This is a genomic window from Streptomyces sp. NBC_00503 (assembly GCF_036346895.1).
Classification (GTDB): domain Bacteria; phylum Actinomycetota; class Actinomycetes; order Streptomycetales; family Streptomycetaceae; genus Streptomyces.
Genome location: NZ_CP107855.1, coordinates 6,945,136 through 6,967,266 on the forward strand (window position 1 = coordinate 6,945,136; position 22,131 = coordinate 6,967,266).

Consider the following 22,131-nt stretch of genomic DNA (forward strand, 5'->3'; position numbering starts at 1 on the left):
CGCCGGAGAGAGGAGAGTCGGACGCCATGACCCCATCCGCAGGGATGCGAGCGCGCGGGACCGGCCGCCCGTCGGACACCGCTCCCGACCCCGCCGCCACCGTTGCCGCCACCACCGCAAAGGCCGCCGCCCCCACCGGACCGAAGGATCGTCGCAGCAGCGCCAAGCGGGCGAAGCGGGCCAAGCAGGCCATGGAAGCCGAGACGGGACTGCGCCACCGCAAGTGGTGGACCCCGTACCTCTTCCTCGCCCCGGGCCTGGTGATGGTGACGATGTTCAGCCTCTGGCCGTTCGTCAACACCGTGATCCTGTCCTTCACCGACGCGCAGATCCTGCGCGGCGGCGGGTTCGTCGGCTTCGACAACTACACCCGCGCGTTCGCCGATTCCGACTTCTGGGTCGCCACCGGCAACAGCGTGCTGTACCTGGTGGTCGTCGTCCCGTGTCTGGTCTTCCTGCCGCTGGCCCTCGCCGTCCTCGTCCAGAGAGAGGTCCCCGGCATCGGCTTCTTCCGCTCGGCGTTCTACACCCCGGTCATCGCCTCGGCCGTGGTCGTCGGCCTCATCTGGCAGTGGGTGCTGCGCAGCGACGGCCTGGTCAACACGCTGTTCCAGAAGCTCAGCATCATCTCCGAGCCGATCCCGTTCCTGACCGACAGCACCATGCTGCTGGTCTCCGCGATGATCGTGACCGTGTGGAAGGGCCTCGGCTACTACATGGTCTTCTACCTGGCGGCCCTCGGGAACGTCTCCACCTCGCTCTACGAGGCTGCGGCGATCGACGGCGCGGGCCCGGTCCGCCGCTTCTTCAGCATCACCGTCCCCCAGGTGAAGCCGATGATGCTGCTGGTCGGCACCCTGTCCGCCATCTCCGCGCTCCGCGTCTTCACCGAGATCTACATCCTCGGCGGCGAGAGCGGCGGTCCCGGCGGCGGAGCCCGCACGCTGCCCTTCCTCATCCGGCAGGTCGGCCTCGGATTCTCCGGCGAGACCGGTTACGCGGCCGCCATCTCCATCCTGTTGTTCCTCCTGACGCTGGTCTTCAGCCTGCTGGGCCGCCGTCTCTCGAAGGGAGAGACAAGTTGAGCACCCTCTCCTCCCTCGGAAACAAGGCGCACAAGCGCGTCGGAGCCGACGCCCGGCGGTACTGGATCGGCCTCGCCGGCCGGTACGCCACGCTCCTCCTGATGCTCGTGATCATGCTCGGACCGATCGTCTGGCAGTTCCTGACCTCGATCCGCGGCCGCACCGAGAACGTGTACGACGGCGTGCTGCCCTCGCAGCCCACCCTCGACAACTACTTCCGGGTCGCGGAATCGTTCCCGCTCTTCCAGTACGTCGGCAACACCCTGACCGTGGCCCTCCTCGCCATCACCTCGAACATGCTGTTCGCGGCCATGGGCGGGTACGCCCTCTCCCGGGCCGCCTGGAAGGGCCGCAAGATCGTCTTCACCGTGCTGGTGGCGACGCTGATGTTCCCCTTCGAGTCCGTGATGATCTCCATGTTCCTCACGGTCCGCGAGATGGGCCTGGTCGACACCCTCATCGGAGTCTGGCTGCCCGGCGCGGTCTCGGTCCTCAACATCATGATCATGCGCTCCGCCTTCCTCTCCGTACCCACGGAGGTAGAGGAGGCCGCGGTCCTCGACGGCGCGAACGAGTGGACCCGCTTCACCCGGGTCTTCCTCCCCGCCGCGAAGGGCGCCCTGGCCGTCGTCTGCATCACCAGCTTCATGGGCGCCTGGGACGACTTCCTCTGGCCCCTGCTGGTCCTGACCAACAGCGACAACTACACCCTCCAGCTCGGCCTGAAGACCCTGGCCGGAGCCACCACCGTCAGCGACCAGCGGATCATCGCCGCCGGGGCGATGGCGGCCCTGATCCCGATGATGCTCCTCTTCTTCGCCCTCCAGCGTTTCTTCTTCAAGGGCGTCGGCGAGGGAGCCGTCAAAACCTGAGCCGGTTCCCCCGCGGTGCACGCCCACCGCCCCCGCTCGATGCACGCCCACCACCACCTCTCCTGGAGCAGCCGTCATGCACGACGACCGCAGCATCACCGAACACCGCCTCCGCCGTGTCCTCAAGGAGCGCATCAAGCCCGCCGTCCACTCCCGCTCGGTCCCGCTGACCGTCGAGCGCTGGGAGGCCCCCGGCGAACCGGTCCCCGTGGCCGAGGGCCTCGCGGCCGCCTACGAGCCCTGCGCCGTCGGCGACCCGTGGGGCCGGGCCTGGGGCACCACCTGGTTCAAGATCACCGGCGCCGTGCCCGCCGACTGGGCCGGAAGCACCGTCGAGGCCGTCCTCGACCTCGGCTTCGACCGGATGATGCCCGGCTTCCAGTGCGAGGGCCTGGTCCACCGCGCCGACGGCGGGGAGATCAAGGCGCTCAACCCGTACAACGACTGGGTGCGCGTCGCGGACTCCGCGGCCGGCGGCGAGCGCGTCGAGTGGTACGTCGAGGGCGCCTCCAACCCGATCCTGGTCGACCACTCCGTCACCTACGAGGGCGACCAGCGGACCAGCGGCGACCAGCCCCTCTACCGGCTCGCCCGGATGGACCTCACCGTCTTCGAGACCGAGGTCTGGAACCTCGTACAGGACCTCGAAGTCCTCTACGACCTGATGATGCAGCTCGACACGGGCAGCGCCCGGCGCTACGAGATCCTGCGCGCCATCGACTCCGCCCTCGACGCGGTGGACCTGTGCGACGTCCCCGGCACGGCCGCCGCCGCCCGCGCCGAACTGGCCGGGGCGCTCGCCGCCCCCGCCAACGCCTCCGCGCACAGGATCAGCGCGATCGGCCACGCCCACATCGACTCCGCGTGGCTGTGGCCGCTGCGGGAGACCGTCCGCAAGGTCTCGCGCACCGCGTCCAACATGCTGGGCCTGATGGACGAGCACCCCGAGTTCGTCTTCGCCATGTCGCAGGCGCAGCAGCTCGACTGGATCAAGACCTACCGTCCCGAGCTCTTCGAGCGGGTCAAGAAGAAGATCGCGGACGGGCAGTTCGTGCCGGTCGGCGGCATGTGGGTGGAGTCCGACACCAACATGGTCGGCGGCGAGGCCATGGCCCGCCAGTTCCTGTACGGCAAGAAGTTCTTCATGGACGAATTCGGCATCGAGACGAACAACGTCTGGCTGCCCGACTCCTTCGGCTACACCGCCGCGATGCCGCAGATCGTCAAGCTCTCCGGCTCCAAGTGGTTCCTGACCCAGAAGATCTCCTGGTCCCAGGTCAACAAGTTCCCCCACCACACCTTCTGGTGGGAGGGCATCGACGGCACCCGCGTCTTCACGCACTTCCCGCCCGTCGACACCTACAACTCCGACCTCGGCGGCACCCAGCTGGCGCACGCCGCCCGCAACTACCAGGAAAAGGGCCGCGGTTCGCGCTCCCTGGCCCCCTTCGGCTGGGGCGACGGCGGTGGCGGCCCCACCCGCGAGCAACTGGCCCGCGCCAAGCGGCAGAAGAACCTCGAAGGCTCCCCGCGGGTGGAGATCGAGCGGCCCGACGCGTTCTTCGAGAAGGCGCACGCCGAGTACGAGGACGCGCCCGTCTGGGCCGGAGAGCTCTACCTGGAGCTGCACCGCGGCACCTACACCTCCCAGGCCAAGACCAAGCAGGGCAACCGGCACAGCGAATCACTGCTGCGCGAGGCCGAGTTGTGGGCCGCCACGGCCGCGGTGAAGGTTCCCGGGTACGCGTACCCGTACGAGGACCTGGAACGGATCTGGAAGGTCGTCCTGCTCCACCAGTTCCACGACATCCTCCCCGGTTCCTCCATCGCCTGGGTGCACCGCGAGGCGCGCGAAACGTACGCCAAGGTGCGCGAAGAGCTCCTCGGGATCACCCTCGCCGCGCAGACCGCACTGGCGGGGCGGGGCGAGGAGCGGCTGGTCTTCAACTGCGCCCCGCACACCCGGCGCGGGATCCCGGCCGGCGGCGCGGGCCTGCCCGCCTCCACCGGGCAGCCCGTCACGATCGAGGAGCGGCAGGGCGGCGGACACGTCCTGGCCAACGGGCACCTCCTCGTGGAGATCGACGGCCGCGGCCTTATCGTGTCGGCGTACGACCTGGAGGCCGGCCGGGAGTCGGTCGCACCGGGCCGTACGGCCAACCTGCTCCAGATCCACCCCGACTTCCCGAACATGTGGGACGCGTGGGACATCGACGAGTTCTACCGCAACAAGGTCACCGACCTGGTGGACCTGGACGCGCTCGAGGTCGCCGAAACCACCTCCGACCGTGCGACCGTGCGGGTCACCCGCTCGTTCGGCTCCTCCACGGTGGTCCAGTCGATCACCCTGCGGGCGGACGCCAAGACCGTGGACATCGTCACGGACGTGGACTGGCGCGAGACGGAGAAGTTCCTCAAGGCCGCCTTCCCCCTCGACGTCAAGGCCGAACGCTCCGCCTCCGAAACGCAGTTCGGGCACGTCTACCGCGCCACCCACACCAACACCTCTTGGGAGGCGGCCAAGTTCGAGATCTGCGCCCACCGCTGGATCCACGCGGAGGAGCCGGGCTGGGGCGTCGCCGTCCTCAACGACTCCACCTACGGGCACGACGTGACCCGCGACATGCGCGATGACGGCGGCCAGACCACGACGATCCGCCTCTCGCTCCTGCGGGCCCCCCGATACCCCGACCCGGAGACCGACCAGGGCGCGCACACCCTGCGCTTCTCGCTCGCCCCGGGCGCGGCCATCGGCGACGCGGTCCGCGAGGGCCACGGGCTGAACCTGCCCGAGCGGGTGGTCGCCGGCGCCGCGCCCGTCGCCCCGCTGGTCGCGGTGGACAACGACGCGGTGGTCGTGGAGTCGCTCAAGCTCGCCGAGGACCGCAGCGGCGACGTCATCGTCCGCCTCTACGAATCCCGCGGCGGCCGCGCACGCGCCACCCTCGCGGCGGGCTTCCCGCTGTCGGCGGCCGTCGAGAGCGACCTCCTGGAGCGCCCCCTGGAAGGCACGGCCGTCTCCGCCCCCGCCCCGGACGGCACCGTCCCCCTCACCCTGCGCCCGTTCCAGATCGTCACGATCCGCCTCCACCGGGCCTGACCGGGGATCAGTGGCCCCCGGCCCGTGCGTCCGGGCCGGGGGCGTCCTGCGGGGCGCGCAGCGCGGGGCGCGGATCCCGGTGTCCGGCGGCGAGTGCCCGTCGCAGCCCGGCCAGGTGCTCGGTCTCCGGCGGTACGTCGAGTCCGCCCAGGATGCAGAGCGCCTCGGCCGGGTCGAGGCGTCCGTAGACGTCGTGGTAGCTGCGCAGCACGGCCCGGAACACCGCGTGGTGCAGGGCGGGAGTGCGGGCGGCAGCTCGGTAGGTGTCGGCCTTACCGGGCCACGACACCGGCCCCGAGTGCTCCAGCACCCGCCGCGCTCGGCGCAGCAGTGCCTCCGGGGCGCCGGGCAGCAGCTGTTCGCGGTCGTTGCCGAGGACCTCGGTGAAGGCCTCGTCGGCGGTCTGCGCGACCTCGAACCAGTCGAACCAGAGCGAGTCGGTGATCGCCGGGTACTCCCGGACGGCTTCGAGCCGTCGGCGGTAGCCGTCCCAGAGCAGGTCCGTCGGCAGCGGGCCTTCGGGCCCGAGATGGGCCGAGTGGACCTGCCCGGTCACCAGGACATGACCTCCGAGCAGATCCATCAGCCCGAGTGCCACCCGCAGTCGGCCCGCCAGGTAGAGCCGTTCGTCGGTGAAGGCCATCGAGCCGAGTCCATTGGCGATGTCGTCCCGGTCGAGCAGCTCACCAGGGGAGTCGGCGTCAGCCCAGACTCCCTCGCCGATCTGCGTGATGCCGTCCTCGGCGAGCCAGCGCCGGGCGAGCTCGATGTCGGGCAGTTCGTCGAGGAAGGCCGAGACGGCCGCCGTGAACTCGGCGGGGGCGGCGGCGTGCACCAGGTGGCCCACCGGGATCGTGGTCAGCAGGGCGTCGGGTATGCGGCGGGCCAGCTCGGCGACGCCGTCCTGGGGGATGTGGCTGGCGGGGCCGCCCGCGATCACCAGAGTGCGGGCCGTGATCCGGTCCAGGCCGGACAGCCAGGACGGGTCGGGCCGGTCGAGCTGTGGCCTGACCGCGAGCACCATCGTCCAGTCGAAGTCCAGCTCGCCCTCGGGTTGGACGGGGGCGACCGGCTCGCGGGGCAGCGGCGCCGGAACGTCCTCGAGGACCAGACGCGCCACTCGCCACGGGCTGTGCTGGGCGACCAGGTGGGCGACCACGCCGCCCATCGAATGGCCGACCAGGTCCACCCGGTCCAGGCAGAGGGCGTCCAGGAGACCGAGCACGTCATCGCGCATCAGTTCCAGCGAGTAGGCGGCCGTCCGCTCACTGCGGCCGTGGCCCCGGAGGTCCAGGGCGTAGACCCGGCGATCACGAGCGAGCGCCTCCCGCACGGGGGACCAGTGGTCCGCACCCTCGCCCAGTGCCGGAAGCAGCACCAGCGGGGCGCCGCCGGCGGGCCCGGATACCTGGTACGCCAGCCGGACGCCGTTCACCCCAAGGGCGTGGTGCTCTGTCATCCGGCCGACAGTACGGGCGACGGCGTGAACTCCGCCACAGAGTTCGCGGGGCCGGGCCTCCGGGCCCCGGGAATCAGGGCCGGACCACACCCGTCTGGTTTTGCACCTAGTTGCAAAATAAGCGCCCGCTCAGCTAGAACAGCTTCAACACCCCCGCGCGAGGAGGCGCCCCCTCATGAGTTCCCAGAGCCGGTACCCGCACCTGCTGAGCCCCCTGGACCTCGGCTTCACCACCCTGCCGAACCGCGTGATCATGGGCTCCATGCACACCGGCCTCGAAGAGCACGAGCGCGGCTTCGAGCGCCTCGCCGCCTTCTACGCCGAGCGCGCCCGCGGGGGAGCCGGCCTGATCGTCACCGGCGGCATAGCCCCGAACGACGCCGGCCGCCCCTTCGAGGGCGGTGCCCGCCTCACCACCGAGGAAGAGGCCGCCGAGCACCGGGTGATCACCGAGGCCGTGCACGCCGAGGGCGGCAGGATCGCGATGCAGATCCTGCACTTCGGCCGCTACGCCTACCACAAGGACCTGGTCGCCCCCAGCGCGCTCCAGGCCCCGATCAGCCCGTTCGTCCCGAACGCCCTCAGCGACGCCGAAGTCGAGCGCACCGTGGAGGACTTCGTCCGCGCCGCCCGCCTCGCCAAGCTCGCCGGCTACGACGGCGTCGAGATCATGGGCTCCGAGGGCTACCTGGTCAACGAGTTCATCGCCGCCGCCACCAACAAGCGCACCGACCGCTGGGGCGGTGCGTACGAGAACCGCGTCCGCTTCCCCCTGGAGATCGTGCGGCGCACCCGCGCGGCCGTGGGCGAGGACTTCATCCTCATCTACCGGCTCTCCATGCTGGACCTGATCCCCGGCGGCTCCACCCTCGACGAGGTGGTGCACCTCGCCAAGGAGATCGAGGCCGCGGGCGCCACCATCATCAACACGGGCATCGGCTGGCACGAGGCCCGCATCCCCACCATCGCCACCTCCGTCCCGCGCGGCGCCTACACCTGGGTCACCAAGCGGCTGATGGGCGCGGTGTCCGTCCCCCTCGTCACGAGCAACCGCATCAACACCCCGGAGATCGCCGAGGAGTTGCTCGCCGACGGGCGCGCGGACCTGGTCTCGCTGGCCCGCCCCTTCCTCGCCGACGCCGATTTCGTCGCCAAGGCCGCCGCGGGCCGCTCCGAGACCATCAACACCTGCATCGGCTGCAACCAGGCCTGCCTCGACCACACCTTCAGCGGCAAGATCACCAGCTGCCTGGTCAACCCGCGCGCCTGCCACGAGACCGAACTCACGCTCTCCGCCACGCAGTTGAAGAAGCGCGTCGCCGTCGTCGGAGCCGGCCCGGCCGGTCTGGCCTGCGCCGTCTCCGCCGCCGAGCGCGGCCACGCCGTCACCCTGTACGAGGCCTCCGGCCACATCGGCGGCCAGCTCGACATCGCCCGACGCGTCCCGGGCAAGGAGGAGTTCGAGGAGACCATCCGCTACTTCGGCACCCAGCTCGCCGAGCACGCGGTCGAGGTCAAGCTGAACACCCGCGCCGACGTGGAGACCCTGCGCGGCTACGACGAGGTCGTCGTCGCCACCGGAGTCACCCCCCGCATCCCCGACATCGAGGGCGTGGACGGCCCCACCGTCGTGACCTACCTCGACGTCCTGCGCGACGGAGCCCCCGTCGGCGAGCGCGTCGCGGTCCTCGGCGCCGGCGGCATCGGCTTCGACGTGGCCGAGTACCTCACCGACAGCGGCGAAGGCGCCTCCCAGGACCCCGAGGTCTACTTCCGCCACTGGGGCGTGGACACCGCGTACACCGGCCCCGGCGGCCTCACCGCCCCCGAACGCCCGGCCCCGCCGCGCCGGGTCCACCTGCTCCAGCGCAAGACCACCAAGGTCGGCGCGGGCCTCGGCACCACCACCGGCTGGATCCACCGCGCGGAGCTCAAGCACCGCGGTGTCGTCTCGGTCGCGGGGGCGACGTACGACCGGATCGACGCCGAGGGCCTGCACATCACGGTCGAGGGCGAGCAGCAGCTGGTACCCGCCGACACGGTGGTCCTGTGCACCGGCCAGGAGCCGCGCCGCGACCTGTACGAGGCCCTGCGCGCGGCCGGGATCGAGGCGCACCTGATCGGCGGCGCCGACGTGGCCGCCGAGCTCGACGCCAAGCGCGCCATCCGGCAGGGCACGGAACTGGCCGCCTCCCTCTGATCGACGGGGTGTTGTGGCGGCCCGGACCGGGCCGCCACAATCAGCCGGTGACGTTGACACCGGCAGACGCGGACAAGATCCTCACCGACAACTTCGCCCCCTGGGTGCTGGCCCTCGGGCTCACCGTCCAGGAGACGGGCGAGCGGCACGCCGTGCTCCGGCTGCCCTGGTCCGACGCCCTCGCCCGGGACGGCGGGGGGCTGTCCGGCCAGGCGCTGATGGCTGCCGCCGACACCGCCACCGTCATCGCGATCTCCGCCGCCCGCGGGGCGTACGGCCCGATGACCACGGTCCAGCAGTCCACCAGCTTCCAGCGGCCGGTGGTCGGCGCCGACGTGCTGATCGACGTTCGGATCACCAAACTCGGCAAGCGGATGGCCTTCGCCGACATCACCATGACCCCCGAGGGCGCGCTGGAGCCGGCCGCGAAGGCCTCCACGGTCTACGCCCTGCTCGGGTGAACGGACCGCGCGGCGACACGCTCCGCGAAACGCCGGAGGCCCTGCTGTGGGGGCCGTCGGCGCGCGCGGAGGAAACGGCTCTGCGATCGTGGAGGCAGGAGAGCAGGAGAGCAGGAGAGCCTTCGGCCCGGCGCGCGAGGAGCGGTCATGTCCGGACAGTTCGAGGCGAGCGTCGAGATCGACCGCCCCGTCGGCGAGGTCTTCGCGTACCTCGCCGACGGGCGCCACGACCCCGAATTCAGCCCGCGTGTCCAGAAGATCACTCGGACCCCGGACGGCCCGACGGCCGTCGGCACGATGTTCCGCAGCACCGTGAAGGACGCGGGGATGAAGACCGCCCGCGCCTTCCAGATCACCGCGCTCGACGCGCCGCGGCAGATCCGCTGGTCGGAGCTGAGCGAGAACATGGTCACCGCGGACGGCGGCTACGACCTGGAGGAACTCCCCGGAGGCCGCACCCGGGTCCGGATCTTCAACACGCTCACCGGGCACGGCTTCGGCAGGCTGCTGGTCGGCCTGGCCCTGAGCGCGGCACGCAAGGACGCCCCCGACTTCGGCCGCCGCATCAAGGCGGCGGTCGAGGCGTCCCCGCACGTGTCCTGAAACCGCGCGGACCTGCGACGACACCCGCCGACGGCACGAGGGTGCCGTCGGCGGGTGCGGTCGCGATGATGGGGCCGTGTCAGAAGCGGCCCGGCCCGCCCGACGGGAACGGCAGCGGCCCGGCCGGAGCCGATCCGGGACCCGATCCCGATCCGGCCCCGAGTTCCGCCCGGCCCCCCGTGGCCCGGCAGGTCAGATCCGTGGCCGGGAGCCGGCCCGTGACGAGGTACTCGCTGACCGGGGCGTTGACGCACGAGGCCGGATCGGCCAGGTAGGCGCCGTGGCCCTCACCGCCCAGGGCCAGGACCATCCGCGAGCCCTTCAGCGCCCGGTGCATGCCCAGACCGCTCGCCAGCGGGGTCTGCGAATCCCACTCGTTCTGCACGGTCACCACGGCGGCCCTCGTCTTCATCGGGGTCGCCGCCTCCAGGGGCCGCTGCCAGAAGGCGCAGGGCTTGATGTTCGAGGCGAAGTCCCCGTAGAGCGGGTACGCGGCCTTGTCCCTGACCGCGTCGCGCCGGTACCGCTCGGGATCGCGCGGCCAGTCGGCGGTGTCCCCGCACACCACGCTCCAGAAGACGGCGGTCCCGTTGTCCGAAGCGGGTTCGGCCGCCGAACCGTTCCCGGATCCGCCCGCGAGGGCCTTCTTCATGTCGAAGGCCGCGGGCCCGCCGGGCTTCCCGTCGGCGGCGTCCTTCAGCGCCACCACCAGCGGAGTGATCTGCGCCGGGTAGAAGAACATCCCGCGTGCGCGACGGATGTCGTCGCCGCTGATCTTCTGCCCCTCGAAGACGATCGGATCCCGGTCGGCCCGCGCCACCAGCTGCCAGAAGGTCTGGGACACCGCGGCCGGGCTGTCGCCGAGGTGGTACTCGCCCGAGCGCTCCGCGGCCCAGCGCGTCCAGCGCGCGAAGGCGGGCTCGGCCTCCGTCGCCCAGACCTGGATCATGCCCCGCCAGATCCGGTCCGGGTCGACCCCGCTGTCCAGCACGAAGCGGTCGGTGCGGTGGGGGAACATCTGCGTGTACACCGCGCCGAGGTAGGTCCCGTACGAGTACCCCAGGTACGAGATCTTCCGCTCGCCCAGCACCGCACGGATGGTGTCCATGTCGCGCGCGGTGTTGCGGGTGGTGAGGTACGGGAGCACGGAACCGGCCTTCTCCCGGCACTTGTCGGCGACCGTACGGGCCCACGCGACATCGGAGGGGAAGGTCTCGGGCCGGTAGGCCCGGTCGAACTGCTGCTCGGCGTCGGTCAGTCCGCAGCTCACCGGAGAGCTGGCCCCGACCCCGCGCGGATCGAAGCCGATCATGTCGTACTGCTCGCGGACCTCCTTGGGCATCGACTCCCCGATGTACAGGGGGAGATCGAGCCCGCTGCCGCCCGGCCCGCCCGGGTTGAGCAGCATCACTCCGTGCCGCTTCGCCGGGTTCTCGCTCCTGACCCGGGACATCGCGAGGTCGAGCGTCTTCCCACGGGGCCGCTGGTAGTCGAGCGGCACCTTGATGGTGGCGCACTCGTACGAGGCGGGCTGATCGGGGCTGCAGCGGTGCCACGCGGGCTGCTGGCGCAGGTAGGTGTCGGCAAGGGGAGCTTCGCCGGCAAGGGGAGCGGTGTCGGCGGCGGGAGCCCCGTCGGCAACCGGAGCGGCGAAGGCCTGGGCGGCCGCCGTCAGGGACACGGAACTCGCGAGGAGCCCGGCGGCGGCCAGTAAGGATGCCAGTCGTTTCTTTCGCACGAAGAGCCTTTCCCTTCAAGGAGGTTGGTCCCGGGCTCCACCCTCCTGCACCCGCCGCCCGTCCGAATCATCCCGTGGTGCCAGCCTCCATGGGCCTCACGAACGAGCTGAAATCCGGACAACTGGCCGACACGCGGGCTGCGGTGACGCGGCCGGCCCCATAGCAGCCCTTCGGGGCGTTGCCCGGATGTTTGTCCATTCGTGATGGGGCTTGGAAAGGGGTGCCGCAACGGGCGCTAGCGTCCCGGGAGACCAGGGACCGGGACCGCTCCCGGTCCGCGCAGCAAGGAGGCACAGTGCCGTCAATCCGCCGGTCGGCCGTCGGCAGCATGTCGGTCGCTTCGCGACACGTGATGGGTACGGGCATCGTCATCGGAGCCCTGGCCCTCACCCTGATCGCGCTGTTGATCCCGGTGCGGAGCTTCGGCGGCAGGATCGCCGAGGCCGCCGCCGCTCCCGTGGCCGCCCCCGACGACGACGGCGCCGGGATCACGAGCACGGCCTTCGGGCCGCTCACCCCCCAGGACCGCGACTTCGTCCGCAAGGTCCGCCTCGCAGGGCTGTGGGAGCTGCCCGCGGGGCGGCAGGCGCAGCAGCGGGGCACCAGCCCGGCGGTGCGCATGGCCGGGGAGCACCTCGTGGAGGGGCACACCGAGCTGGACCGGCGGGTCCGGGAGGTCGGTCAGGCGCTGGGCCTGGACCTGCCCGACCGGCCCTCCGATCAGCAGCAGGCCTGGCTCGGCCAGTTGGACCGGGCCCAGGGGGCGGCGTACGAGCGGTTGTTCATCCAGCTGCTGCGCCGGGCGCACGGCAAGGTGTTCACGCTCGTCGCCCAAGTGCGGGCGCAGACACGGAACTCCATGGTCCGCGAGCTGGCCACGGACGCCAACACCACGGTCCTGGACCACATCTCGATCCTGGAGGCCAGCGGGCTGGTCGACTTCGACGGCCTCGGGGACGCCGTGCCCGCCGCCCCGGCCCCCGCCCCCACCTCCGCTCCCGCCTCCTCCGCCGACTCCCGTTCGAGGAAGTGAAGTGATCGCATGAAGCCGATGAACCGAATGAACCGCACCGGACACAAACGCCGCCTGCGGCCCTCGTACAAGGCCCTCGCCCTCGTCAGCGCCCTCGCCCTGGGCGGCGGCGCGGTGGTGATCGCCGCCCAAGGCGCCTCCGCCGGCCAGGACAAGCGGCGCCCGGCGCCGGTCACGGCCACCATCGACTGCCCCGACGTGGGCGAGCAGCTGAGCGAGGTGCCCGATCAGGCCCGGCCCGAGGTGGACCGGGAGCTCGCGGGGCTCGACACCCAGATCGCCGACGCCTACCAGCGGCTCGCCACCGGCAAGGCGCAGGGCGGGGCGCTGCTCGGAGAGCTGAAGGGCCAGCGGGACGCCGCGATCGGCCGGATGTCCGACGCCATCGGACGCACCACCGCCCGCCCCGACGGGCTGGCGCAACTGAGCGCCTGCGCGATGCGGGAGGCGCCGACCGGCAACGACGACGAGGGCCTGGACGGTACGAACGCGCTCGCGGGCCCGGCGGCCCGCTCGGGCTCGGGAGCCCCGGCGAAGGGCGGTCCGGCGCGCGGCGACTTCGTCGCCATCGGCTCCGTCAAGCCGAACGTGCGCGCCCCGAAGCCCAAATCCACCGCCTCCACGGGATCGTTCGCCGTCCAGTGCGGCCGCAACGAGAACCGGCACCTCAACCCCGACAACGTGATCGTCGCCCCCGGGGTGGGCAACGGCGCCCACCACATGCACGATTACGTCGGCAACAAGACCACGGACGCTTTCTCCACCAACAAGAGCCTGGCCGCTTCCGGGACCACGTGCACCAACGGCGACCAGTCCACGTACTACTGGCCCGTGCTGCGGCTGCGCGACGGCAAGGCGGAACAGGACGCGGCCGCCCCCGGCGGCGGTCAGGACGCCAACGTGGGCACGATCCTGCGGCCCAAGCAGGTGACGACCGACTTCAAGGGGAGCCCCGCCTCCCGGGTCACCGCCATGCCCCGCTTCCTGCGGATCATCACCGGTGACGCGAAGGCCTTCACCAACGGCCCCGCCAACGCCAACGCCTCGTGGAGCTGCACCGGCTTCGAGGACCGGCAGCTGAAGGACAAGTACCCGATCTGTCCCAAGGGCAGCGACGTGGTGCGCACGTTCACCTTCCAGAGCTGCTGGGACGGCAAGAACATCGACAGCGCCAACCACCGCACCCACGTGGCCTTCGCGGCCGCCGACGGCTCCTGCGGGTCGGGCTTCAAGGCGATCCCGCAGCTGGTGCAGCGCATCGTCTACGCGGTCCCCCCGGGCGCGCGCTTCGCCGTGGACAGCTTCCCCGAGCAGCTGCACAAGCCGGTGACCGACCACGGGGACTTCATCAACGTGATGTCGGACGCCCTGATGGCCAACGCGGTGCGCTGCATCAACGGCGGGCGTGCCTGCCGGTAGGAGCCCCCGGGGCGGTCCGCCTCCCCCAGGCCCCCGGCCGCCCCGGGAAAAAAGGTGCCGGTCCGAAGCCCGCTTCGGACCGGCACCGCCTTGTGCGGGTCGGGGTCGGGGTCAGAGGCCGTTGACGCGGGCGATGCGCCCGGCGCCCAGCGGCGGCCGGAAGTCCGCGGTGACCACCCGGGCCCGGCGGCTGCCGCGGGAGGGCCGCAGCCGCACCTGGGCCATCAGACGGCGGCTGCGCAGGGCCAGCTCCAGTTCGAAACGGGTGCGCGGGTCCCGCAGGCCGGGACCGAAGAGCTTCTCCAGCTGGCGCATGCGGTACCGGACCGTCTGGGGGTGAACGCTCAGCGCCTTGGCCGCCTCGGGCGCTCCGCCGCCCTCCAGCCAGGCCAGCAGGGTCACTTCGAGGCGCTCGCTCTGGCGCGGGGTCAGTTCCGCCAGCGGTCGCAGCCAGCGTGCGGCGAGAGCGTGTGCCAGCGGCTCGTCCTGGAGCAGCAGCAGGGTGGAGAGGTGGTCGTCCACGTAGACGGCCCGGACGTCCAGACCGGCCCGCGTCGGGGTCAGCGACAGCAGCCGTACCGCCCAGCGCAGGGAGGAGGCGCTGTCGCGGGGTGCGACGGGGTGGCCCACGGCGGCGAACCGGCCGCGCAGCGCGCAGTCCAGCGCGGTGCGCGCCTCCGGGTCCTCGGTCGGGACGAGCAGGCAGGGCTGCCCGCCGGCCATGCCGCCGAGGCAGTCGTCGAGGAGGGCGGCGAGCTGCTGGGTCTCGCCGGGAGAGGCGGGCACGACGGCCCGTACGGCCGCGGGGAGCGGCCAGCCGGCCGCGCTCGCCAGGTCGGCGAGCGCCAGATCCGACAGGGGCATGTCACCCGTGAGCACGGTGAACAGCTCCCGCCGGGCCAGTTCGCGGACCGAGCCCGTCCGCTGCGAGGGCACGGCCTTCAAGGGCGGCAACGGCACGGAGGGGCAGGGCTCGGGGGCCGGAGCGGCGGCGGCCCCGGTGTCCGGGCCGCGGCCGCGCCTGCGCGCGGACCGCTCCCGTACCAGGTCCCCCTCCTGTCGGCCCCCTTGCTCCGGGTCCGGATGCCCCTGGTCCGGATGTCCGTGGTCCGCAGGGTGCCGGTCACCCGGCTCCTCCGCGGAGGCCTCGCGGTAACCGAGGGCGGTGAGCAGGGCCGCCTCCAGCCGCTGTCTGACCAGTTCGTCGTCGACGTCGTCGACGAGCGCCGAGAATCCCGGGAGGGTCTCCCGCAGCTCCTCCACCATCCCCGCGGCCAGCGTGGGCAGTTCCCTGCGCAGGACCCGGGTCCACTCGCCCCGTGGTCGGGACCAGATGCGGTTCAGAAGTTCGCACATTGTTACCTCGTTCAAGCCGGGGTGTGGCGTGCCCCGTGGGAGGGTGGCAAACCTGCCGGGGTCTCCTTCCCGCCCCGCCGACGCCATGCCGGCGGGGGAGTCGAGCGCCCCGTACTCCCTCCAGGACCATGCCAACCGCTTGCAGTCCCGCGGCCTCGGCCCAAGCGCCGTCGGGGAGGTGCGGCGGCGAACCAGGCGTCAACCCCGTCGCAACCGCACCACTGGAAGGGAATCTTCCGGGGATGTTCGATGCGATGGCTGTGCGAGGGCCAGAAATTATCACGTTTCGATAAATCCCGTGGAGACCTTGCGAAGCTCCAGGATGCTTCTGCACTCCGGCCCCCGCTCCCGGCCGGCCCGGTGGGCGAAGCGCCCATCTCCCGTCCGCCGAGGAGCGGTTGCGACGTCCACCCCGGGCGCCGAGCGTGCGGCGGAAGTGCTCGGGCCCCGTTTGGGAGACCACATGCCCCTGCTCCAGACTCGAACACCACGCTCGCACCGGGCCCGCCGCGCCAGACGCCAACCGGGCGCGGCATCGGCCACCGGCCGCCGGGCGGTCCGGCGGCCGCCCCTGCTGTCCGCCCCCGGGGGGTCGCACCCCGCCGCCCTGGGCGCCGCCGCCCTGGCCGCCCTGTCCGCGCTGGTCGTGTCCGCGCGCGCGGGAGCCCTGACCCACCTGTGGGACTTCCTCGACTACGGGGCGGGAGTCCTCTCGCTCGTCTCGCTCACCGGCGCCGTCCTGTGGGGACTGGCGGCCACCGACCGCAAACTCCTCGCCTCCGCCCACCGCCTGGCGGCCCAAGGCGCGCACCGCGGCCTCGCCGTCGCCGGACTCGCCTTCCTCGGCCTGCACGTATGGATCAAGGTCGCCCGGTCCCGGGCCGACGCCGCGGCCGTGGTCCTGCCCTTCGCGGACGGGAACCGGCCGCTGCTCATCGGCCTCGGCACCCTGGCCGGATACCTCTTCGTGGCGGTGGCCGTCTCCGGAGCCGTCCGCAGCGCCTTCGCCACCCGGGGCCGCTCGCTGTGGTGGCGGGCCCTGCACGTGGGCGCCTACCCGGCCTGGGGCGCCTCGCTCGTCCACGGGCTCAAGTCCGGCCGCCCCGCCAGCGGTTGGGTGACGGCCGCGTACGCCCTGTGCCTGGTCGCCGTCGCGGGGGTCCTGGTGATCCGCCTGCGCACGAAGCTGCGTACCCAGTCCCGTACGCAGCTACGCGCGTCGCCCGTCCGACCGCCCGCCCCGGCGCCCGGTGCGCCCCGGGTGCCGGGGCAGGCTCCGGCGCGGGGCCCCGTGCCGTTCGTGCGCAAGCCCGCGGAATGGGCCGCGGAGCTGCTGACCGCGCGCCTGTCCCGGCAGTCGCGCCCCAAGGTGTTCGTCTCCGGCGGGCCCGGACCGCGACGCCCCGGCCCCGCCCCCGACCGCCCCGGTGAACCGGTCGACGGCGTGCGGGGGCGGCGATGAGCCCGGTGACACGCCCCGTACTCGGCTGCGTAGGACAGCCCAGGCTGCTCGCCGGACTCGACGCCGCGGACCGGCTCGACCGCGTCGGCCACCTGAGCGTGCACGGCGCACTGCCCCCCTACCCGCCGGACGGCCTCGTCGCGCTCGCCGAGGACATCGGCCTGGGCGGGCGCGGAGGAGCGGGCTTCCCGTTCGCCCGCAAGCTCCGGGCCGTCATGCGGTCCGCGCGCGGACGCGAAGGACGCACCGCCGTCGTGGTCAACGCCTCCGAGGGGGAACCGAGTTGCCTCAAGGACGCCGCCCTGCTGCTGCACGTACCGCACCTGGTGCTCGACGGGGCCCTGCTGGCCGCCGCGGCCCTCGGAGCCGAGGACGTGGTCGTCGGCGTGACCCGGGAGGACGTGGAACAGTCCCTCGGCGCGGCCGTGGCCGAACGCGGTCCCGTCGGCCGCCGGGTCCGCGTCGTCCGACTGCCCGAACGCTTCGTCACCGGCGAGGGGACCGCCCTGGTCAAGGGGCTCGACGGCGGGCCCGCCCTGCCGTCCGGACAGAAGGTGCGCACCAGCGAACGGGGGCTCGGCGGCCTCCCCACCCTGCTGTCCAACGCCGAGACCTACGCACACCTCGCCGTAGCCGCACGGATCGGCGCCCAGGAATACCGCACGGCAGGCCTGCCCGCGGAACCCGGAACCACCCTGCTCACCGTCGCCGGCTCGACCGTCGTCGAGGTACCGCTCGGAACCTCGCTGGCGTACGTCCTGGACCTGTGCGGAACCGTCCCCGGCCAGGGCGTCCTCGTCGGCGGCTACCACGGCCGCTGGCTGGCCCCGGCGGCCGCGCGGGAGGCCGCCCTGTCCCGGCGGTCCCTGGCCGCGTACGACGCCGTACTGGGGGCCGGCGCGGTACTGCCGCTGCCCGAGGGCACCTGTCCGGCCGGCGAGGTGGCCCGGGTCACCCGCTGGATGGCGGAGGAATCGGCGGGCCAGTGCGGCCCGTGCGTCCGAGGACTCCCCTCGCTCGCCGACGCGGTGGAACAACTCGTGGGCGGCGGGGGCGGAGCGGCCCTCGACGCGGTACAGGCGCGGATGCGTGGGGTACTGGGCCGCGGCGCGTGCGCCCACCCGGACGGTACGTCCGCCTTCGTGGCCTCGGCGCTGGCCGTCTTCCCCGACGAGTTCCGCGACCACGCGCTGGGCAGCGGCTGCGGGCGCCCCGTGCTCGGAGCGCTGCCGCTGCCGGCCGACGAGAACCCCGAACGCCTCGTCGTGGACTGGACGTTGTGCAAGGGCCACGGACTGTGCGTGGACCTGCTGCCCGACGTGGTCCGACTGGACGCCGACGGCTACCCCGCCCAGGGGGTCATGCCGGTCCCCGGACGCCTGCGTCCCAAAGCGCTGCGCGCGGTGCGTCGCTGCCCGGCCCTCGCGCTGCGCATTCAGGAATGAACGGGCGGTGCACGGCCGCGGGCGGGTCGAGTTCACCCTTTGGCGCGATCTGATAAATTCCCCGAATTTCGAATGGGTGCGGCCCAAGTGGCCCTATGAATGGCCGTGGGAAAAACACGCCGGACGAAATCCTGAGGAGAGATCATGGGCAACAGGCTTCATGTGGCCACCGCGACGGGATCGATGGTGGCGGTACTCATGCTGACGGCGGGATGCGGAAGCGGCGGGGGATCCCTGCGCACCGTGGATTCCGTACGGCCGGCCGCGGCGGACAAGGCCATCGGCGACGGCTACGGGAGCGGATACGGCTCCGGCTCCGGCTCCGGCGCCGACCCGGCGGCCGCGGCCGCCCCGGCCGCCTCGGCTCCGGCCACCTCGGCCCAGGCGGGCGAGCTGGCGGTCCGGGAGGTCGCGGGCATCAGCGGCGTGGTCACCGACGGGGCCGGAGCGACCCTCTACCGCTTCGACAAGGACACGGCCGAGCCGTCCCGTTCGGCCTGCGAGGGAGCCTGCGCCACGACCTGGCCGCCCGTCCCGGCGGAAGACGCGAAGGCCGCCGCGGGCATCGACGTGAGCCTCCTCGGCGCGGTCGAACGGCCCGACGGCATCCGGCAGCTCACGCTCGCCGGCTGGCCCGTGTACCGGTACGCGAAGGACACCCAGGCGGGGGACGCGAAGGGCGAAGGGGTGGGCGGCACTTGGCACGCACTGGCCCCGAACGGCAAGAAGGCCGTCGACAACAAGGCACCGGAAAAGAAGGCGCCGGAGAAGAAGGGGTCCGACCTCTCCGTGACCGCCGACGCGAAACTCGGAAAGCTGCTGGTCGATTCCCAGGGACGCACCCTTTACCGGTTCAACAAGGACAGCGCCTGGCCGATGAAATTCGGCTGCCTCGACGCCTGCCTGAACACCTGGAAACCCGCCGCGCCCGTGGACAAGGAGAAGGTGTCCGACATCCCTGCCGGACTTGTCGGATCCGTCAAACGCCCGGACGGGACACAGCAATTGACGATCGACTGCTGGCCCGTCTACCTGTTCACGGGCGATACCGCGCCCGGCCAGACCAACGGCCAGGGCAAGCAGGGGCTCTGGTTCGCGGTCGACGACGCGGGCAAGAAGATCACGGCGGCTTCCTGAGGAGGCCGCCGTGCTGCCCGACCCGCCCCACATCGGCGCCCGCCACGTACTGCCCTGCGCCGTCGTCCTGCTGGCCTCCCTGCTCTGCGCGGGCTGCGGCGGATCGGGGCCCTCCGCCCCGGCCCCGGCCCCGGCCCGGGTCGCGGGCCCGGCCCCCGCCCCGCTGGACCCGATCGCCGAAGCCCTGGGCTGCCGGGCCGAGATCACCGTCGATGCGGAGGAACTGCGCGAAGGCGCCTGCGAGGTGGGCCCGCAGGCCTACCGCATGGCCACCTTCAGCACCGGCTCCGGCCGCGAGACCTGGCTCGCCGAATCCCGCGCCTACGGGGGCACCTACCTGGTCGGCGACCTCTGGGTCGTCACCGCCGCCACCCCGGAGGCCCTGACCCCCCTCCACGACCACCTGGGCGGCACCCTGGAATCGGGCTCCGCCCACGCCCCGCACGATCCGTCCGAGTCCCATGGCGCGGGCCATCCCATGTAGGCCGTCTCTTCCGGCCTGGGCCGTCCCTTCACCGGCGGTGCCATGGGGCACCGCCGGTGCCGTGTCAGGGCGTCCAGGCCGGGGGCCGCTTCTCGCAGAACGCGAGGGCGCCCTCGGCCGCCGAGTCCGTGCGGAAGACGGGCGCGGTGATCGGGTCCTGTACGGAGAAGGCAGCCTGGTCGTCGCATCCGCGGGTGGCCTCGACGACCCGTCGGCTGATCCGTACGGCTTCCGGGGAGTTGGCGCGGATCCGCCCGGCGAGGGCGAGCGCGGCGTCCAGGGCTCCGCCTTCGCCGGTGAGCCGGTTGACGAGTCCGTGCCGGGCCGCGTCCGGAGCGGAGAGCGGGGAGGCGGTCAGGAGCATTTCCATGGCCAGGTGGTGGGGAAGGCGGCCCGGCAGGCGGATGGCTCCGCCCTCGGAGGCGACGAGCCCGCGGGCGACCTCGGGAAGGGAGAAGAAGGCGGTGTCGGCCGCGGTGATCAGGTCGCAGGCGAGGACGAGTTCGAAGCCCCCCGCGACCGCCGCCCCCTCGACGGCGGCGATGACCGGCTTCGACCGGCGGGCGCGGGTCAGCCCGGCGAGTCCCCGGTCCGCGACCCTCGGTACTCCTTCGTCGGGGAAGGCCTTGAGGTCCATGCCGGAGCAGAAGTGGCCGCCCGCGCCGGTGAGGATGCCGACATCGAGTTCCGGGTCGTCCTCCAGGAGGGTCAGCGCGCGGTCGACGGCCCCGGCCAGAGCCCTGTCGACGGCGTTGCGGACGTGCGGCCTGTTGAGGGTGATGACCAGGACGCCGTCGCGCCGCGAGGTCAGCACCACCGGCTGCGTGGTGGTGTGCGTGCTCATGTCGTCCTTCGGAGCAAGGGGCAAGGGGCAAGGGCATGGGCAGGGGCAAGGCAAGGGGCAAGCGGCGGGGAGGCCGGCGCAGCGGTCATCGCCGGACGAGGGGGAGCGCGGCGAGTCCGCGCATGACGCGGGCCGGGCGCCAGGGCAGTTCCTCGGCGGGCTTGGCCAGCTGCACCGGGCCGAGGCGCTCCAGCAACAGGGGGAAGGCCACGGTGCCTTCGAGCCGGGCGAGGGCCGCGCCGATGCAGAAGTGGGGCCCGTACCCGAAGGCGAGGTGGTCGTTGGGGGTCCGGCCCAGGTCGAGGCGGTCGGGGTCCGCGAAGCGTTCCCCGTCGCGGTTGGCGGAACCGATCAGGAGGCTGACGATCTCCCCCTCGCGGATGGTCCGCCCGTGCAGGCGGATCGATTCGCCCGCACACCGGAACGTGGCGTCCCGCACCGGGGAGTCGTAGCGCAGGAGCTCCTCGACCGCGGTGGTCAGGAGCCCGGGACCGGCACCGGGTGCGGCCAGGCGCGCGGCTTCGGCGGGGTGGTGCAGCAGGGCGAGCATGCCGTTGCCGATCAGGTTCATGGTGGTGTCGTGGCCGACCAGCAGCAGGAGGTACGCGGTGGAGCGCAGCTCCTCCTCGCTGATGGCGCCGCTCTCGTCACCGGCCCGGACCAGGGCGCCCAGCAGGTCCACTCCGCCGGGCGCGTCCCCCGACCGCTTCCCGGCGATCAGGGCGTCCAGCAGTTCGTGCAGGTCCCGCTCGGCGCGGCCGGCATCCCCGGACGGGTCGGGGGCGATGGTGGCCATGAGGGTGTCCCTGGTCGCCGCGGTGTCCAGGTGCGCGGGGACGCCGAGGATCGCGCAGATCATCCGGAACGTCAGCGGAGCCGCGAAGTCGGCGATCAGGTCGATGTGCACGGCCTGCTCGATCCGGTCCAGCAGACGGTGCGCGACCTGGGCGATGAAAGGTTCCAGCAGGGCGATCCGGCGGGGCACGAAGGCCGAGTTGACCAGGGTCCGCAACCGGGTGTGGTCCGGGGGGTCGGCGTGGACCAGGTGCCGGTTGAGCCCCGCGGGTCCCGGCACGTATCCGGGTACCCGGTCCGGGTCCTTGCTCAGCCGGGGGTCGGTGAGGAGGGCGCGGACGTCCTCGTACCGGGAGACCTGCCACACGGCGGGCCGGCCCGGCCTGCGGTCCACGTGGGCGGGAGCGTGGCGGCGCAGCCAGGCGAAGTACGGGTAGGGATCCCGGACCCGGGCCGCCAGGAGGTCGGCGGGCGGGCGGGGGGTGGAAACAGGGGGCACGAATTCTCCGGGCAGGTGTGATCAACAGACACCCCACCAACGAGGGCCCCCACGCGGGGATGCGGCTTCGCACCGGCCCGGTCCTCCAGGGTCGGTGGTGTGGCCGCGGGGAGGCCTGCCGGGGTCCCGGGTGGGACC

17 protein-coding genes are annotated in these 22,131 nt (G+C 72.5%); 12 read left to right on the forward strand and 5 right to left on the reverse strand.

The features are described from left to right. Positions 1 to 26: 26 nt before the first annotated feature. From OG490_RS31655 to OG490_RS31665, 3 genes are all read left to right on the forward strand, one after another. A complete protein-coding gene (locus OG490_RS31655; protein WP_443065899.1) occupies positions 27 to 1,085 on the forward strand; it encodes a carbohydrate ABC transporter permease in 1,059 nt (352 codons plus the stop codon). After that, the gene (locus OG490_RS31660; RefSeq protein ID WP_330299688.1) at positions 1,082 to 1,957 is read left to right on the forward strand and encodes a carbohydrate ABC transporter permease; all 876 of its coding nucleotides are present in this window, start codon (positions 1,082 to 1,084) and stop codon (positions 1,955 to 1,957) included. The genes OG490_RS31655 and OG490_RS31660 overlap by 4 nt, the downstream gene beginning before the upstream one ends. A 76-nt stretch (positions 1,958 to 2,033) precedes the next feature. After that, positions 2,034 to 5,057 (forward strand): alpha-mannosidase, encoded by a 3,024-nt coding sequence (locus OG490_RS31665; protein WP_330299689.1) that lies wholly within the window; start codon positions 2,034 to 2,036, stop codon positions 5,055 to 5,057. Between the two features lie 7 nt (positions 5,058 to 5,064). On the opposite strand, the gene OG490_RS31670 is transcribed toward OG490_RS31665, so the two are convergent. Further along, positions 5,065 to 6,516 carry an alpha/beta fold hydrolase gene (locus tag OG490_RS31670; protein WP_330299690.1) on the reverse strand — a complete coding sequence of 484 codons (1,452 nt, stop codon included), beginning with the start codon at positions 6,514 to 6,516 and terminating at the stop codon, positions 5,065 to 5,067. Between the two features lie 175 nt (positions 6,517 to 6,691). On the opposite strand from OG490_RS31670, the gene OG490_RS31675 reads away from it, so the two are divergent. The 3 genes from OG490_RS31675 to OG490_RS31685 all read left to right on the forward strand — a co-directional run bounded on the left by OG490_RS31675 (position 6,692) and on the right by OG490_RS31685 (position 9,780). Further along, positions 6,692 to 8,716, forward strand: a complete 2,025-nt coding sequence (locus OG490_RS31675) for an NADPH-dependent 2,4-dienoyl-CoA reductase (RefSeq protein ID WP_330299691.1) — start codon at positions 6,692 to 6,694, stop codon at positions 8,714 to 8,716. A gap of 47 nt (positions 8,717 to 8,763) precedes the next feature. Further along, entirely contained in the window at positions 8,764 to 9,177 is a 414-nt protein-coding gene (locus tag OG490_RS31680) for a PaaI family thioesterase (RefSeq protein WP_330299692.1), read from the forward strand. Between the two features lie 147 nt (positions 9,178 to 9,324). Beyond that, positions 9,325 to 9,780 carry an SRPBCC family protein gene (locus tag OG490_RS31685; RefSeq protein ID WP_330299693.1) on the forward strand — a complete coding sequence of 152 codons (456 nt, stop codon included), beginning with the start codon at positions 9,325 to 9,327 and terminating at the stop codon, positions 9,778 to 9,780. A 79-nt stretch (positions 9,781 to 9,859) separates the two neighbouring features. Here the strand turns inward: OG490_RS31685 and OG490_RS31690 are convergent, their stop codons facing one another. Next, complete coding sequence (locus OG490_RS31690) at positions 9,860 to 11,518, reverse strand: alpha/beta hydrolase (RefSeq protein ID WP_330299694.1); 1,659 nt, start codon at positions 11,516 to 11,518, stop codon at positions 9,860 to 9,862. A gap of 296 nt (positions 11,519 to 11,814) precedes the next feature. Between OG490_RS31690 and OG490_RS31695 the strand changes: the two genes are divergently transcribed. Further along, on the forward strand, positions 11,815 to 12,552 hold the full coding sequence (locus tag OG490_RS31695; protein WP_330299695.1) for a DUF4142 domain-containing protein: 738 nt from the start codon (positions 11,815 to 11,817) through the stop codon (positions 12,550 to 12,552). 27 nt (positions 12,553 to 12,579) lie between these two features. Then, the gene (locus tag OG490_RS31700; RefSeq protein WP_330301144.1) at positions 12,580 to 13,971 is read left to right on the forward strand and encodes a DUF1996 domain-containing protein; all 1,392 of its coding nucleotides are present in this window, start codon (positions 12,580 to 12,582) and stop codon (positions 13,969 to 13,971) included. 111 nt (positions 13,972 to 14,082) lie between these two features. Here the strand turns inward: OG490_RS31700 and OG490_RS31705 are convergent, their stop codons facing one another. Then, positions 14,083 to 15,327, reverse strand: a complete 1,245-nt coding sequence (locus OG490_RS31705; RefSeq protein ID WP_330299696.1) for a PucR family transcriptional regulator — start codon at positions 15,325 to 15,327, stop codon at positions 14,083 to 14,085. A 463-nt stretch (positions 15,328 to 15,790) separates the two neighbouring features. Between OG490_RS31705 and OG490_RS31710 the strand changes: the two genes are divergently transcribed. From OG490_RS31710 to OG490_RS31725, 4 genes are all read left to right on the forward strand, one after another. Continuing rightward, positions 15,791 to 16,789: a hypothetical protein gene (locus OG490_RS31710; protein WP_330299697.1), complete on the forward strand. Its 999-nt coding sequence runs from the start codon at positions 15,791 to 15,793 to the stop codon at positions 16,787 to 16,789. Then, complete coding sequence (locus OG490_RS31715) at positions 16,786 to 18,234, forward strand: NADH-ubiquinone oxidoreductase-F iron-sulfur binding region domain-containing protein (RefSeq protein WP_330299698.1); 1,449 nt, start codon at positions 16,786 to 16,788, stop codon at positions 18,232 to 18,234. Before OG490_RS31710 ends, OG490_RS31715 begins: the two co-directional genes overlap by 4 nt. A 144-nt stretch (positions 18,235 to 18,378) precedes the next feature. Then, complete coding sequence (locus tag OG490_RS31720; protein WP_330299699.1) at positions 18,379 to 19,371, forward strand: SCO0930 family lipoprotein; 993 nt, start codon at positions 18,379 to 18,381, stop codon at positions 19,369 to 19,371. Between the two features lie 10 nt (positions 19,372 to 19,381). Next, entirely contained in the window at positions 19,382 to 19,855 is a 474-nt protein-coding gene (locus OG490_RS31725; protein WP_330299700.1) for a hypothetical protein, read from the forward strand. A 64-nt stretch (positions 19,856 to 19,919) separates the two neighbouring features. Here the strand turns inward: OG490_RS31725 and OG490_RS31730 are convergent, their stop codons facing one another. Both OG490_RS31730 and OG490_RS31735 read right to left on the reverse strand, forming a co-directional pair. Then, positions 19,920 to 20,699, reverse strand: a complete 780-nt coding sequence (locus tag OG490_RS31730) for a crotonase/enoyl-CoA hydratase family protein (protein ID WP_330299701.1) — start codon at positions 20,697 to 20,699, stop codon at positions 19,920 to 19,922. 85 nt (positions 20,700 to 20,784) lie between these two features. After that, positions 20,785 to 21,993, reverse strand: coding sequence for a cytochrome P450 family protein (locus OG490_RS31735; protein WP_330299702.1), 1,209 nt, complete (start codon positions 21,991 to 21,993; stop codon positions 20,785 to 20,787). Positions 21,994 to 22,131: the final 138 nt, after the last annotated feature.

Bases quoted from the DNA above. Each gene is read 5' to 3' on its own strand.
- OG490_RS31655 (WP_443065899.1), top strand. From the start codon at position 27: ATGACCCCATCCGCAGGGATGCGAGCGCGCGGGACCGGCCGCCCGTCG.
- OG490_RS31665 (WP_330299689.1), top strand. From the start codon at position 2,034: ATGCACGACGACCGCAGCATCACCGAACACCGCCTCCGCCGTGTCCTC.
- OG490_RS31670 (WP_330299690.1), bottom strand. From the start codon at position 6,516: ATGACAGAGCACCACGCCCTTGGGGTGAACGGCGTCCGGCTGGCGTAC.
- OG490_RS31675 (WP_330299691.1), top strand. From the start codon at position 6,692: ATGAGTTCCCAGAGCCGGTACCCGCACCTGCTGAGCCCCCTGGACCTC.
- OG490_RS31685 (WP_330299693.1), top strand. From the start codon at position 9,325: ATGTCCGGACAGTTCGAGGCGAGCGTCGAGATCGACCGCCCCGTCGGC.
- OG490_RS31700 (WP_330301144.1), top strand. From the start codon at position 12,580: ATGAACCGCACCGGACACAAACGCCGCCTGCGGCCCTCGTACAAGGCC.
- OG490_RS31705 (WP_330299696.1), bottom strand. From the start codon at position 15,327: ATGTGCGAACTTCTGAACCGCATCTGGTCCCGACCACGGGGCGAGTGG.
- OG490_RS31710 (WP_330299697.1), top strand. From the start codon at position 15,791: ATGCCCCTGCTCCAGACTCGAACACCACGCTCGCACCGGGCCCGCCGC.
- OG490_RS31715 (WP_330299698.1), top strand. From the start codon at position 16,786: ATGAGCCCGGTGACACGCCCCGTACTCGGCTGCGTAGGACAGCCCAGG.
- OG490_RS31720 (WP_330299699.1), top strand. From the start codon at position 18,379: ATGGGCAACAGGCTTCATGTGGCCACCGCGACGGGATCGATGGTGGCG.
- OG490_RS31730 (WP_330299701.1), bottom strand. From the start codon at position 20,699: ATGAGCACGCACACCACCACGCAGCCGGTGGTGCTGACCTCGCGGCGC.